Source organism: Leisingera sp. ANG-M6 (genome assembly GCF_000813905.1).
Lineage (GTDB): Bacteria > Pseudomonadota > Alphaproteobacteria > Rhodobacterales > Rhodobacteraceae > Leisingera.
Map to the genome: position 1 here is coordinate 60885 of NZ_JWLG01000005.1, position 12616 is coordinate 73500.

The following is a 12616-nucleotide window of genomic DNA, read 5'->3' on the forward strand; positions in this document are numbered from 1 at the left end:
TGGTCAGGCAGACCTAGTACGCCTAAATTTACGCCTCTGGCACAGGAGGAAGGGTCATGGCAGGCGGCTGGGCGCAAGACGGCGCGGTGAATGAGCAGATCGAAGCCTCGATCAATGACGAACTGGCACGGATGAAGGCGCAGAAACGCCCCGTTGGTGAAAGCCTGACCCATTGCGCCGAATGTGAGGAGCCGATTCCGGAGAAACGCCGCATCGCCATCCCCGGCGTCAAGCTGTGCATCGAGTGCCAGCAGGAGCGCGACGGCGCCCAGCAGGCCCGCGGCGGCATCAACCGGCGCGGCTCCAAAGACAGCCAGCTGAAGTAATCATACCTGGCGTCAGCGCCCGAGGGGTCTACCGGGCAGGGGCGGTTTCGGGCGGCGAATACCGCAGCGCCGGCAGAACGCGGCCCAGCCAGCGCAGCTTGCCGTGCTGCTCAATCCACATGGCATAGGCCACATAGGCCGGGTCCTCGGACAAGTGCCGCTCCTCCGCCTTGGCGCGTAGCAGGTAGATGCCGTTGATCCCAAGAAGCAGCAGCGACAGGCGCAGCGCTTCGCCTGCCCCTTCAGTGGTGAAGAACGGCACTGACAACAGCCACCAGGAGATGTTCTTAAACAGATAGGACGGGTGGCGGGTCCAGCGGTAGGGGCCGTTGGTGATGATGCCGCGGTGCGTCAGGTTGGAAAACCGGATGCCGAATGAGGCATTGGCCCAGGCCCACAGCAGCTTGGCCGCAATGATGACGCTGCCCCACAGTGCAACTCCAGGACCCCAGCCGCCCAGCATGTCCAGCCAGCCCAATCCATCGTTGTAGTCCAGGTACTTGCGCCCGATGATCGAGAAGAACGGTACATACATTGCCAGCGTCACCGCCCAGCCCCAGAACAGCGGGTTGCAGGAGCGGATGTGGGAATTGGTAAGCCTGAGCGTCAGAACATAGCCGATGCTGACAAAGGCCAGGTCGATGCCAACTGTCAGGCGTCCCATGTAGTGGACGAAGGCGGGGAAGGAATCCACCGCGGCGGCCAGCGGGGTTTTCAGCAGATAGGCGGCGTTGCCGCTGAAATAGACAAACATCAGCGGCAGGAAGAACCCTTTGATAAGCCAGCCTAGGGCATAGTCCCGCAGAACCTCCCAATCCACCTTGTCCAGCTGCCCAAGAAACAGATAGCCCGCATGCTGGTAACCGTCGCCGGGGGCCTCCATCCGCAAATCCACCACAATGAAATAGGGCACTGCCAGAGCCAGAAGAACCGGCAGAGCGATGCGGCAGGCCTCCCAGAACGGTGTATAGAAACTCCGGTGGTATTCAGGAAACAGCCAATAGGCGGCAGCGATCACGGCCAGCGAGCCGCAAAGCCCTGCCAGCTTCTGCAGGATCCGCGGCCAGTTGATCTGCTTCTGCCCAAGACGGCCAAGCCCGGTCGCCGGGTCTGAACATGTCCTTAGCCAAAGCAGCTCATGCCCCAGCATCGGCAATGCGGTTGCCAGCATTGCGATTATCCCCGCCTCAACCCTCCCGGTACCGCTGCCGTGCAGCAGGACCAAAGCAGAGACATAGCCCGCCAGCCCAAGCAGCATTGTAAACTGGCTGGTGGCCGAGGGCGGCGGGGCTGGCGCGGGCCTGTCACTCATTCTGCTGAAGCCGGTTCCTGGTGTTACTGTCTCCTGACCCTAGCCCGATCTGCGGCAGTTTCATCCCTCGCCGCCGCGAACGGCCAAAGCCTCTTCCCCGCTTGCCCTGCCAGTGTTATATCCTGCGCCGGGCTCACAGGCGATGGCGTCGCCGCAGGCAGATCGCTCTGGCCCAAAACCACGCTCCTGTACGCCGGGACTTTCAATCGGGAGATTGAAGGCCCCGCCTTTGCCTCCCAAGACAAGGGAGGCATTCATGGCCTGGTCGCCGGAGAAAACTGAAGTCAAAAGCTGGAATGAATGGGACACGCTGCGCCATGTGATTGTGGGCCGTGCCGATGATTGCCACATCCCGCCGGAAGAGCCCGCGCTGGATGCCAAGGTGCCGGAAGACAGCGACATGCGCGGCCAGTGGGGCCGCCGCCCGCAGGAGACCATAGACCGCGCCAACGAACTGCTGAACAACTTCGCCGATCAGCTGCGCGGCCGCGGCATCCGGGTGGACCGCCCGGTCTCCATCGACCATTCCCAGCCGGTGACCACCCCGGATTTCCACACCGACAGCCAGTTCGGCTGCATGCCGCCGCGCGACGTGCTGCTGACCGTCGGCCATGAGATGCTCGAAGCCACCATGTCCTACCGCTGCCGCTGGTTCGAATACCTGAACTACAGGCCGCTGCTGAAGCAGTACTGGGAGGACGATCCGAACTTCCGCCACGAGGCTGCACCCAAGCCGCGCCTCACGGACGCGGACTACCACCCGGATTACCTCAGCGACAAAATCGGGGTGGCCAAGCGGCTGGAATGGGCAGCGGAAAAGTTCTTTGTTACCACCGAAGAAGAACCGCTGTTCGACGCCGCCGACGTGCTGCGTTTCGGCAAGGATCTGGTGGTACAGCATGGCTTCACAACCAACCTCAAGGGCATTGAGTGGCTGCGCCGCCACTTCCCGGACCACCGGGTGCACACGGTGAATTTCCCGGGCGATCCGTACCCGATCCACATCGACGCCACCTTCACGCCGCTGCGCCCGGGTCTGATCCTGAACAACCCCCAGCGCCGCCTGCCGGAAGAACAGCGCGCGATGTTCAACAAGAACGGCTGGGACATCGTCGATGCGGCCCAGCCGGCCCACAACACCCCGCCGCCGCTGTGCTATTCCTCCACCTGGCTTTCGATGAACGTGCTGGTGCTGGACCCGAAAACCGTCTGCGTCGAGAAATCAGAGGTCTACCAGGCAGAGCAGATGGACAAGCTGGGCATGGAAGTCGTCGAGGTCGAGCTGCGCGACGCCTATGCCTTTGGCGGCGGTCTGCATTGCTGTACCGCGGATGTCTACCGCGATGGGGAGTGTGAAGACTATTTCCCGCATCAATAAGGTCCTCTGGGACCCCCGCGCCGTTACCCGGCGCGGGAAACGGCTAGGAAAACATGCGTTTTCCTGGCCGGAATTCTTGCAGAATTCCGGTTGCGCTGTATCCGGGGCGCCGGTCAGAGGTATTCCGGCCCGGTGCGCTTGAGCAGCCCGTCGTCGCTGTTGAACCAGCAGAGCTTCTCTTCATGGGCGACATGCAGGGCCGGAGTAAAGGCCTCCGGGTCTGCCATCGCCGCAACGTAGAAATGCATGGTGCCGGACATCGCCTGCGAGCGGAACGACATGGGCGAGCCGCAGGTGCCGCAAAATGTCCGCTCTACTCCCGGGGATGACCGGAACAGTTTCGGCTCTTCTCCGGTCCATTGCCACTGGCCGTCGGTGACGCCGATATAGGTGGTCATCGGCGCCGAACATTGCCTTCGGCAGCTCTCGCAATGGCAGTTCACGACCGACAAGACCGGCAGTTCCACGTTGAATGTCACCGATCCGCACAGGCAGCGTCCATGCATGGGGGCCTCCCTTGGCTGATGGGATCATCCTTGGGCATGGGGTGCTGCATGTCTGGAATGTTTGCGAAGCCGATGCGGCTGGCAGCGTCATTTGACGCCTGATGAGTGCCTTTATACCCCGTAGCGTTTTCTCAGCTTGCGTACCCGAGAACTGATCTTGTTCCCTGGCTTGATGCGCTCAGCAAACTCTCTAGTCGGCTTGTACCAGGACTTGTCCTTGTCGCTGTACTTCCATAGCTGGCCCTGACTGTCGGCGACGTGGCGGAAGCACTCCTTGCGCTGTTTGCCGGGTTCGTCTTTGCCGTGGTACCAGAGGGCTTCATAACAAAGATTGCCCTTGGAGGTTGCATACCATTTGCCGAGGCCGACGCTGTCTTCCCAGATAGCTTGAAAGCTGCCGTCTGGCGCCCAATAGGTGCCGCCTTTGCTCCAGATCCAGGTTTTCCCGGCGTACAGCTTGGCGATGGTTTCACCGCTGACCCCGTTCTTTTTGTCTGGGCCAGCCGCAGAAGCTGGTGCTGCTGCAATGATCGACGCAAACGCCAAAACGCAGATTTTCTTGAACACAGACATCACTTGTACCCTCCAACTGGTGAACGGAGTGACTATACCATAAATTGTTCGGAAATCCGACGGCGTGATTGCAAGCTGTATTAGATTTTGCTGCTTAGAGTGGCCGCCCCTGATGGCGAATTAGGGTGCAGGTTTAGCCCTGCGGCAGCGCCATCCGCAGGATGTGCTGCGGGCCTGCAAGGCCGTGCGGGTAGATGCCCCCTGTATCCTGAAACCCGCCTTTCAGGTAGCAGCGGACAGCCGCGGGATTCTGCAGGTTGACGGTCAGAACCACGGCAGGACGATCCGGGTATTGGGCGGGCAGGTAGGTTTTCAGGGCCGCTACGGCGGCAGTGGCATAACCTTTGCCCTGCGCGCGGCGATCAATCATGAAGCCGCGCAGGCCCAGGGTATTTGCCTCCGCGAAATCATAGGTCTCATGATAAAGACGGTCTGTTTTGAAGAACCCGACCGCGCGGGTGCCGTCGAGGATGGCGTGGAAATCCACGCCGTCCTCATCTTCTTCAAAAGCCTGGGCTACGGTGCCGGAAAAACGGATTTGATCCGGTTCAACCTCAATACGGCTTACCAGGTCAAACTCGCTGCGGGCCACCGGGCGCAGGGCTATTGGCATCAGTCTTCCATCGCTTCCAGCTCGTCAATGAAGCCGGAGATCATCGAAAGGCCCTTGTCCCAGAACTTGGGGTCGGTGGCGTCGAGGCCGAAGGGCGCCAGCAGTTCCTTGTGGTGCTTGGAACCGCCGGCCTTGAGCATCTCGAAATACTTGTCCTCAAACCCTTCGCCGCCCTCGGCATAGACCGAGTAGAGCGCGTTCACCAGACCATCGCCGAAGGCATAGGCGTAGACATAGAAGGGTGAATGCACGAAGTGCGGGATATAGGCCCAGAAGGTCTCGTAGCCTTCCATGTACTCAAAGGCTTCACCCAGGCTTTCCGCCTGCACCGACATCCAGATGGCGTTGATGTCATCCGGGGTCAGTTCGCCGCCGCGGCGGGCTTCGTGCAGCTTGCATTCAAAGTCATAGAAGGCGATCTGGCGCACCACCGTGTTGATCATGTCCTCGACCTTGCCCGCCAGCAGCACCTTGCGCTGCTCCTTGGTTTCGGCCTTGTCCAGCATCTTGCGGAAGGTCAGCATCTCGCCGAAGACAGACGCGGTTTCCGCCAGGGTCAGCGGGGTGGAGGAGAGCATTTCGCCCTGTTCCGCCGCCAGCACCTGATGCACGCCGTGGCCCAGCTCATGCGCCAGGGTCATCACGTCGCGCGGCTTGCCCAGGTAGTTCAGCATCACATAGGGGTGCACGTTGGTGACGGTGGGGTGGGCAAAGGCACCGGGCGCCTTGCCGGGCTTCACGCCCGCATCGATCCAGCCGTCCGAGAAGAACGGCGCGGCAATCTCACCCATGCGGGGATCAAAGGCGTTGTAGGCCTCCATCACCGTCTTTTCAGCCTCATCCCAGCCGATGGTGCGGGTATCCTCCAGCGGCAGCGGCGCGTTGCGGTCCCAGACCTGCATCACGTCCAGCCCCAGCCATTTGCGCTTCAGCTCATAATAGCGGTGGGAAAGCTTGGGGTAGGCGGCAACCACTGCCTCGCGCAGCGCCTCGACGACCTCGGGCTCCACGTCGTTGGAGAGGTGGCGGCCGGTCTGCGGGCTGGGCATGCCGCGCCAGCGGTCGATGATCTCTTTCTCCTTGGCCTGGGTGTTGTGGACACGGGCGAAGGTCTTGATGTTCTCGCCAAAGACGCGCGCCAGTTCGCGGGCCGCGGCCTCGCGCTTGCTGCGGTCCTGCTCAGTCAGCAGGTTCAGGGTGCCTTCGATGTTCAGCTCTTCGCCGTTCACGGTGAAGGTGAGGCCCGCGATGGTCTCGTCAAACAGCTTTTCCCAGGCGTCGCCGACAATGCCGAGATCATGCATGAATTTCTCCAGCTCATCCGACAGCTGGTAGGGCTTCATCGAGCGGATGCGGCGGAAAACGCTGTCATAGCGCGCCAGTTCCGCATTGGCGGCCAGATGCGCGTTCATCACGCTGTCTTCGATCCGGTTCAGTTCCAGCGTGAAGAACACCAGCGGGGTGGTGGCAATGGTGACCTTTTCCTGACAATCGGACAGGAAGGCCGCGCGGTCGGCATCGGTGGTCAGCTGGTAATAGCGCAAGCCGGCAAAGGACATGATGCGGCCGGCGATGTTGTTGATCTTCTCGTTGCGCTGCACGCATTCCAGCAGCCCGTCTGCATTCAGATCAGCGAGCTTGCCCTCGTAATCGGCGGCAAATGCGGCGCATTCCTTCTCCAGCCACTCCAGGTCGCGGGCCAGTTCGGGGGCGTCCTCAGACGCATAAAGATCGCTGAGGTCCCATTCCGGCAGATCGCCGAGGCCGCCGGAACCGGCAGTGGCGTTTGCGTCGCGGACGGGGAAGGGAAGCTGGAACATGGGGGCTCCTGTCATGAGAAATTCGTTGACCCAACATCTAAGGGCGGGCTTGCGGGATCACAAGCAGGCCGGACGCCGGGCCGCAAGAGAATGGCATTTTCGGGTAAGAGCCGGGTAAACGGGGCGTACGCAGCCCAGGCAACGGGGGTCAGCGGCTGTACTGATCAAACAGGCGGCACATGCGGGAAAACACATGGGCGCGGATTTCCGGGGTTTCCATCATCACCTCGTGCTGGGCCCCCTTGATCAGGTCCAGCTCGCCGCCCGGCCAGCGGTTCATGCGGTCGTGAATGGCGCCGGGATTGACGATTTGCTCGTCAGTGCCGAGGAAGGTGATGCAGGGCAGGGCGGGGGAGGGCATCGCTGCCAGTTCCGCGCATTCCTGCAGGCTGACCCGCAGCCATTGGATGGTGGGACCGCCAAGCGCCAGATCCGGCTGGGCTGCCAGTTGGGCGTGCATCAGCTTGTACATTTCCGGATCGGTGGTCAGCGTGTTGCCCTCGAACGGGGTTATCTGCACGTATTGCTCCAACGCGGTGGTCGGCAGCAGCCGTTCGTCCAAGCGCAGCAGCGGCGCGATGCCGCCAAGGGCACGTACCAGCGGACGCAGCAACGGCGGGATCTGGATGCCCCACATCGGGCCGGTGAAGGCGCAGGAGTTGACCTCCAGCCCCTCGATCAGGGCGCGCAGGCCGATGGCGCCACCCATCGAGTGGCCAACCAGGTGCCAGGGCCGGGGCAGGTCCAGCTGCGCGGCCAGCGCGGCCAGCGCCTGCACATCTTTCTGGAAATCGGTGAAATGGCCGACATGGCCTAGCCGCCGTTCTGCCAGCATCCGTCCGGCAAGCCCTTGGCCGCGCCAGTCCACGGTCAGGGTGGCATGGCCGCGGGCGGCAAACTCGGCCGCGGCGGGCCCGTATTTCTCGATGTATTCCGTGCGTCCGGGGAACAGCAGGACCGTGCCCTTTGCCTCCCCTTCAGGACGCCAGTGGCCCGCGCGGATGCGCAGGCCATCTGAGGTGTGCACCCAGTGGGCTTCCCCGCCTGCCGGTCCCTGCGCGATCTCCGCAAACAAGGGGGCGGGCTGGAGGTCCACCGGAGCGCCGTCCATCAGGCCAGCGCCGAGGCGAGCTGCATCGCCGTGCCCATGTCGCCGTCAATGGTCAGCTTGCCGGACATGAAAGCGGCGGTCGGGTTCAGGTCGCCCTCAAGGATCGACTGAAACGTGTCGGCGTCGGCGGACATGGTCACGTCGGCCTCTTCATCGGCGACGCGGGCGCCGGAGCTGTCCAGCATGATGGCGCCCAGGCCTTCGATCTGGAATTTGGCGGAGGCGGTGAATTCGCCTGCATCCAGTTTGCCGTTCAGGGCCTCAGCTGCCTGTTCAAGGGTAACGCTCATCTTGATCCTCAATCTGTTTTGCGCGCCTTATAGCACAAACCTGTGAAGCCATAGCAGCTATTACTGGTAAATGCAGCGCGCGGGATTACACTGGGGGCATCATGGTGGCAAATTTCCCAAAGCTCAAAGCTATCGTGGCGGCAACGGCTGCCATGGCCGCGCTTTCCCTGCCTGGCAGTGGTGCCGCGCAGGCGCTGTCTGCCGAGGTGCTGCTGCAGGATCTGGCGCAGTCCGAAGCATCGGAGGCCGCGGCGATTGACCGCGAGCTGCAGGCGCTGTGGGCCAGGAGCGGTTCTCCTTCAATGGACCTGCTGCTGCGGCGGGGACGGGACGCGATGGAACGCGGCGACCTGCAGGAGGCGGTGGAGCATCTGACCGCGCTGACCGATCACGCGCCAGGCTTTGCCCGCGGCTGGTATGAACGCGCGCGGGTTTACTTCGAGATCGGCCTCTACGGCCCTTCGATAGCGGATCTGGAACGGTCGCTGGCACTGAACCCGCAGGACTACAACGCGGTCTATGCGCTGGGCGTGGTGTTTGAGCAGTTCCGCCAGCCGGAACGCGCCTATGAGGCCTACCAGCGCGCCAAGGCTATACATCCGCACCACGAGGAAGTAAGCAGCGCCCTCGAACGTCTGAGGCCCTCGATCGAGGGCAGGGAACTGTAAGCCCCGCTGGGGCGCGGGGGCTGAAGTTATGGCAAGCGCATCGCGGATCGTGGCCGTTCTGGGCCCGACCAACACCGGCAAAACCCACTATGCCATCGAACGGATGCTGGGCTACCGCACCGGAGTGATGGGCTTTCCGCTGCGCCTGTTGGCGCGGGAAGTCTATGACAAGGTGGTGGCTGCGCGCGGCCCGTCAGTCGTGGCGCTGGTCACCGGCGAGGAACGGATCGTGCCGCCGCGGGCGCAGTACTGGATCTGCACCGTCGAGGCGATGCCAGAGGGCATGGGCTGCGACTTCCTGGCGATCGACGAGATTCAGCTCTGCGCCGACCCGGAGCGCGGCCATGTGTTCACAGACCGGTTGCTGCGCGCCCGCGGTACTCATGAGACGCTGTTTCTGGGCGCAGACACCATGCGCGGACCGATCTCGGCGCTGGTGCCGGGTGTCGAATTCGTCCGTCGCGACCGGATGTCCGATCTGGTCTATGCAGGTTCGAAAAAGATAAGCCGGATGCCGCCGAGAACCGCAATCGTCGGGTTTTCGGTTGATAATGTTTATGCGATTGCCGAGCTGATCCGCCGCCAGAAGGGTGGTGCGGCGGTGGTGATGGGGGCGCTGAGCCCGCGGACACGCAACGCGCAGGTGGCGCTCTATCAGAATGGCGAGGTTGATTACCTTGTGGCGACCGATGCCATCGGCATGGGGCTGAACCTGGATATTGACCATGTGGCGTTTTCCTCCACCACCAAGTTTGACGGCCGCCGGATGCGCCCGCTGGCACCGAATGAACTGGCGCAGATCGCAGGCCGCGCGGGCCGGGGGATGAGCCACGGCACCTTTGGCGTCACCGGCGATGCAAGGCCACTGGATGAGGGCACCGCATCGGCCATCATGAACCATCAGTTCACGCCGCTGAAGAAACTCAACTGGCGCTCTGCCGATTTGCAATTCGGCTCGGTTGAGGCGCTGATCAATTCGCTCGAATCAAGCCCCTCGAACGAGAACCTGATCAAAGCGCGTGAAGCCGATGATCTGGGCGCGCTGAAGATGCTGTCGCGGGAATCCGCCGTGATCGCGCGCACCACCAATGCGCAGTCGGTGAAATTGTTGTGGGATGTTTGCCGGATCCCTGATTTCCGCGGTATCTCCCATGCCGAACACACGTCGCTTCTGGGGGTGATATTCGAGCATTTGCATGGCGGCGGGGTGGTGCCGGACGACTGGATGGCCCGCCAGATAAAGCGGATTGACCGCACCGACGGAAACATCGACACATTGTCCAAGCGTCTGGCATTTATCCGGACGTGGACATATGTCGCGCAGCGGAAGGGTTGGCTGCGTGACGAAAGCCATTGGCGCGGGGAGACGCGCGCTGTAGAAGACAGGTTGTCGGATGCTCTGCATGAGCGTTTGACTCAGCGATTTGTGGACCGGCGCACGTCTGTGCTGTTGCGGCGGCTCAAACAGAAGGAGGCCCTTTTGGCCGAAGTGAATGACAAGGGTGAAGTGACGGTCGAAGGCGAATTCGTCGGCCGTCTGGAGGGGTTCCGGTTCAGCCCGGACAAAGCTGCGCAAGGCACTGAGGCAAAGGCCCTCAAGGCGGCCTCGCTGCAGGCATTGGCGCCGCAATTCCATCTGCGCGCGGACCGGTTCTACAACGCGCCCGATACCGAGATCGACTTTACCGAACAGGGCGGTCTGATGTGGGGCGAACATGCGGTCGGCAAGCTGGTTGCCGGCGCCGACGCGCTGAACCCGCAGATCGAGGTCTTTGTGGATGAGGCCGCCGGGCCGGACGTGGCCCAGAAGGTCGAGCGCCGTCTGCTGCATTTCATCACCCGCAAGATCAACGCGCTGTTCGAGCCGCTTCTGAACCTGCAGAAAGATGAAGAGCTGACCGGTCTCGCGCGCGGCTTTGCCTTCCGCATGGTCGAAAACCTCGGCGTGCTGCCCCGTGCAGGCGTGGCGCAAGAGGTCAAGGACCTGGATCAGGACGCCCGCGGCGCGCTGCGCAAACACGGCATCCGCTTCGGCCAGTTCACCATTTTCATGCCGCTGCTGCTGAAGCCGGCGCCGACCCGTCTGCGCCTGGTGCTGTGGTCGCTGGCAAACGGCCTGCAAGACTTCCCCGAGGCGCCGCCCCCGGGTCTGGTCACCGTGCCGTCCATCAAAGACGCGCCGGAAGGCTATGACACCATGTCCGGCTACCGTGCCGCCGGCGAGCGGATGATCCGCATCGACATGCTGGAGCGTCTGGCTGACATGCTGCGCGGCGAAGACAGCCGCGGCGGCTTTGAAGCCAAGGCGGACATGCTGTCGATCACCGGTATGACGCTGGAGCAGTTCGCCGATCTGATGCAGGGCCTGGGCTACAAAGCCGAGAAGGGCGAACGCGAAAAGGTGAAGCCTACCGACGCCGTGGTGGCAGAAACCGGCACGCCTGCCGAAGGTCAGCCGGTGATGGATGCCGCTGCAGAGGCAGAGAACACCCCGGCCGCGGCACCGGATGCCGAAGGCGAGCCTGCGCCGGCGGATGTGCCTGCCGGCACTGAAGCCATCGCAGACGAGGGCGTTGCCCCCGTCGCCGAGGAACCGGCCGAGCCGGCAGCCGAGGCGCCCGTTGCGGAAACGGCTGCGGGCGAAACCCCGGTTGGTGAAGCAGCCGATGCGGCTGTTGACGCGCCGGAGGTGGAAGTCTTTTTCACCTTCACTTGGGGCGGTAACCGCGGCGGACGCCAAGGCGGCCAGCGCCAGCAGAACCGCCGCCCGCAGGGCGACGGCAAGCCTGGCGGCAAGGGCAAGCCGCGCGGTGCCAAGGGCGGCGACCGTGATGGTGGCCGGGGCAAGCCGGGCCGCAAGGGCGGTCCGCGCCAGGATCAGGGCGCCAAGACCTATTCCTCGCGTCCTGCCAAGAAGGAAAAGCAGATCGACCCGGACAACCCCTTCGCCGCAGCGCTGATGGGGCTGAAGCAGGGCGATTGACCCGGCTATGACTGAGGGGGCGCCCAAGATCCGCATCGACAAGTGGCTTTGGCATGCGCGGTTTTTCAAAACCCGCAGCCTGGCCGCGAAACAAGTCAGCGCGGGCCATGTGCGCCTCAACGGCACCAAGGCTTTGAAACCGGCTCAGAACGTTGCCCCGGGTGACGTTCTGACCTTTGCTCAAGGCAAAGTGATCCGGGTGGTCAAGGTGGAAGCCATCGGCGAACGCCGCGGCCCGGCGCCGGAGGCACAGGCGCTGTACTTTGACATGACGGAAAAGCAGGAAAAAATTCCGGCCAATCCAAAGTTCGAGGGAAAAGGCCGTCCGGACAAAAAAGCCCGCAGGGCGCTTGATCTTACCCGCAAGCCAGAGGGCTTTTGACGCCTTGAAGTGCAGCCGCGTCTGGATTAGCTAGGCGCAAACGGATAACGGGACTCGGTACAATGACCTATGTCGTGACGGAAAACTGCATCGCCTGCAAATACACCGACTGTGTCGAGGTATGCCCGGTGGACTGTTTCTATGAGGGCGAGAACACCCTTGTGATCCATCCCGACGAATGCATCGACTGCGGCGTTTGCGAACCGGAATGCCCGGCAGACGCAATCCGCCCGGATACCGAGCCGGACATGGACAAATGGGTTGAATTCAACCGCAAATATGCAGAGCTGTGGCCGGTGATCGTTTCCAAGAAGGATCCGATGCCGGGGTATGAGGAACGCGACGGCGAAGAGGGCAAGATGGAGAAGTATTTCTCCGAGGCTCCCGGCGAAGGCGGCTGATTCTCTGGCTCACGCGGCAATGCCGCATTTGTGCGGAAAACCGCCGTATCGCTTCGGGTTTTCACGGAGCCTTGCCAGAAGGCCGCCTTTCGGGCGGCCCTTTTTTATGATATACTTAGCGCACAATAGACATAAACAATCGGAGTCCGCCCCCGGTGCGCCGTAGCAGTGGCGTGCAAAATGGGCGGTATTTCTGCGGAGAAAATGTCCTGAGGGCTGGTCAAACTGAACTGACCGGATCTGGATTTTTTTT

The 12616-nt window shown here is 62.4% G+C and carries 13 protein-coding genes; 6 read left to right on the forward strand and 7 right to left on the reverse strand.

The genetic code is table 11. The features are described from left to right. Positions 1–56: 56 nt before the first annotated feature. Positions 57–326, forward strand: coding sequence for a DksA/TraR family C4-type zinc finger protein (locus RA24_RS02820; RefSeq protein ID WP_019294707.1), 270 nt, complete (start codon positions 57–59; stop codon positions 324–326). 28 nt (positions 327–354) lie between these two features. Here RA24_RS02820 and RA24_RS02825 read toward each other — a convergent pair whose 3' ends face one another. Beyond that, a complete protein-coding gene (locus RA24_RS02825; RefSeq protein ID WP_082020310.1) occupies positions 355–1638 on the reverse strand; it encodes a methyltransferase family protein in 1284 nt (427 codons plus the stop codon). A gap of 256 nt (positions 1639–1894) precedes the next feature. On the opposite strand from RA24_RS02825, the gene RA24_RS02830 reads away from it, so the two are divergent. Beyond that, positions 1895–3016 (forward strand): serine/threonine protein kinase, encoded by a 1122-nt coding sequence (locus RA24_RS02830; protein WP_039189629.1) that lies wholly within the window; start codon positions 1895–1897, stop codon positions 3014–3016. 113 nt (positions 3017–3129) lie between these two features. On the opposite strand, the gene RA24_RS02835 is transcribed toward RA24_RS02830, so the two are convergent. The 6 genes from RA24_RS02835 to RA24_RS02860 form a co-directional block, all read right to left on the reverse strand. Continuing rightward, a complete protein-coding gene (locus RA24_RS02835; RefSeq protein WP_082020311.1) occupies positions 3130–3522 on the reverse strand; it encodes a GFA family protein in 393 nt (130 codons plus the stop codon). A 111-nt stretch (positions 3523–3633) separates the two neighbouring features. After that, positions 3634–4095 (reverse strand): DUF995 domain-containing protein, encoded by a 462-nt coding sequence (locus RA24_RS21665; protein WP_019294703.1) that lies wholly within the window; start codon positions 4093–4095, stop codon positions 3634–3636. 133 nt (positions 4096–4228) lie between these two features. Further along, entirely contained in the window at positions 4229–4708 is a 480-nt protein-coding gene (locus RA24_RS02845) for a GNAT family N-acetyltransferase (protein ID WP_039189638.1), read from the reverse strand. Further along, positions 4708–6528, reverse strand: coding sequence for a M3 family oligoendopeptidase (locus RA24_RS02850; RefSeq protein WP_039189641.1), 1821 nt, complete (start codon positions 6526–6528; stop codon positions 4708–4710). Before RA24_RS02850 ends, RA24_RS02845 begins: the two co-directional genes overlap by 1 nt. Before the next feature lie 148 nt (positions 6529–6676). Further along, entirely contained in the window at positions 6677–7639 is a 963-nt protein-coding gene (locus tag RA24_RS02855; RefSeq protein WP_039189643.1) for an alpha/beta hydrolase, read from the reverse strand. Beyond that, positions 7639–7929 carry an SCP2 sterol-binding domain-containing protein gene (locus RA24_RS02860; protein WP_019294699.1) on the reverse strand — a complete coding sequence of 97 codons (291 nt, stop codon included), beginning with the start codon at positions 7927–7929 and terminating at the stop codon, positions 7639–7641. The genes RA24_RS02855 and RA24_RS02860 overlap by 1 nt, the downstream gene beginning before the upstream one ends. A 101-nt stretch (positions 7930–8030) precedes the next feature. Between RA24_RS02860 and RA24_RS02865 the strand changes: the two genes are divergently transcribed. From RA24_RS02865 to fdxA, 4 genes are all read left to right on the forward strand, one after another. Beyond that, a complete protein-coding gene (locus RA24_RS02865) occupies positions 8031–8597 on the forward strand; it encodes a tetratricopeptide repeat protein (protein ID WP_039189645.1) in 567 nt (188 codons plus the stop codon). A gap of 28 nt (positions 8598–8625) precedes the next feature. After that, positions 8626–11580, forward strand: coding sequence for a helicase-related protein (locus tag RA24_RS02870; RefSeq protein ID WP_039189648.1), 2955 nt, complete (start codon positions 8626–8628; stop codon positions 11578–11580). Positions 11581–11587: 7 nt separating this feature from the next. Further along, positions 11588–11962 carry an RNA-binding S4 domain-containing protein gene (locus RA24_RS02875; protein ID WP_019294696.1) on the forward strand — a complete coding sequence of 125 codons (375 nt, stop codon included), beginning with the start codon at positions 11588–11590 and terminating at the stop codon, positions 11960–11962. A 62-nt stretch (positions 11963–12024) separates the two neighbouring features. Continuing rightward, positions 12025–12363, forward strand: a complete 339-nt coding sequence (fdxA, locus tag RA24_RS02880) for a ferredoxin FdxA (RefSeq protein WP_019294695.1) — start codon at positions 12025–12027, stop codon at positions 12361–12363. Positions 12364–12616: the final 253 nt, after the last annotated feature.